Raw genomic sequence first — 1,054 nt, 5'->3', positions numbered from 1 at the left:
GCGCTGAGCTCCGGCGAGGTCGACCTGGTGCTGGACCCGCCGTTCCAGGACGTGGCGCGCCTGAAGACCGACCCGGGCCTGACGGTGCTGCAGGTGGCCGACCTGGGCCAGCAATACCTCGCATTCGACCAGTCGCGCGAGCAGCTGCTCGATGCCGACGTGAAGGGCCGCAACCCGTTCAAGGACCGGCGGGTGCGCCAGGCGGTCTACCAGGCGGTCAACGTCGACCTGATCGTCGGCAAGGTGCTGCGCGGGCAGGGCACGCCGACCGGGGCCTTCCTGTCGCCGATGGTCGATGGCTCGCTGGGCGAGTTGGACAAGCGCCTGCCGTACGACCCCGCTGCCGCGAAGAAGCTGCTCGCGCAGGCCGGCTACCCGGACGGCTTCGCGGTGACGCTCGACTGCGTGAACATCGCCTGGCGCGAGAACGTCTGCCAGGCCGCCACCGCGATGCTGGCGCAGGTGGGCATCCGCACGACGCTGCGCTCGTCGGGGACCAACCAGTTCTTCCCGAAGCTGAGCCAGGCCACCGGCAGCTTCGTCGAGTTCGGCTGGACGCCGACCACCRATGCCTGGGCCACGCTGAACGCGCTGTTCCACAGCCACGGCAAGGGCGGGGCGGGCACCTTCAACGTCGGCCGCTACAGCAACCCGGCGCTGGACACGCTGATCGACAGCATCCGCGTCGAGCCCGACCTGATGCGCCGGCGCGCGATGGTCGGCGTCGCGCTGCGCCTGATCGCCGAAGACCTGCCCTACGTGCCGCTGTACCGGCGCACGCTGAGCTGGGCGATGCAGAAGAAGGTGAAGGCGGTGCAGTGGCCCGACGACATCCTCGCGTTGCGCTGGGTGCGGATGTAGTTCGGGTTGTTGGCGCGGAAGGCGGGTGCGGGGAGGTGACAAGCGAACAAGTGGGGATTGATCCCGGGTTGTCACCCGGGGCGCCATGCGTGTTCCTGCGCATCGCTCGCGCAGAACTACGCCAGCCTCTATGTCTTCATCTGCAACAACCGTGAGATCGTGTCCGCCGCCTCCAGCAGCTTCGGCAGGAACA

1 protein-coding gene is annotated in these 1,054 nt (G+C 68.7%); it reads left to right on the top strand.

The annotated features are described in order from the left end of the window. A partial coding sequence (locus AC1D01_RS36105) for an ABC transporter substrate-binding protein (RefSeq protein WP_477874540.1) occupies positions 1 to 861 on the top strand: 861 nt, incomplete at its 5' end. Between the last annotated feature and the right edge of the window lie 193 nt (positions 862 to 1,054).

It is taken from the genome of Rhizobacter sp. P3_B12, from assembly GCF_056402895.1.
Note: the sequence above shows the minus strand (reverse complement) of the source record. Positions and strands in the feature narration are given on the sequence as shown.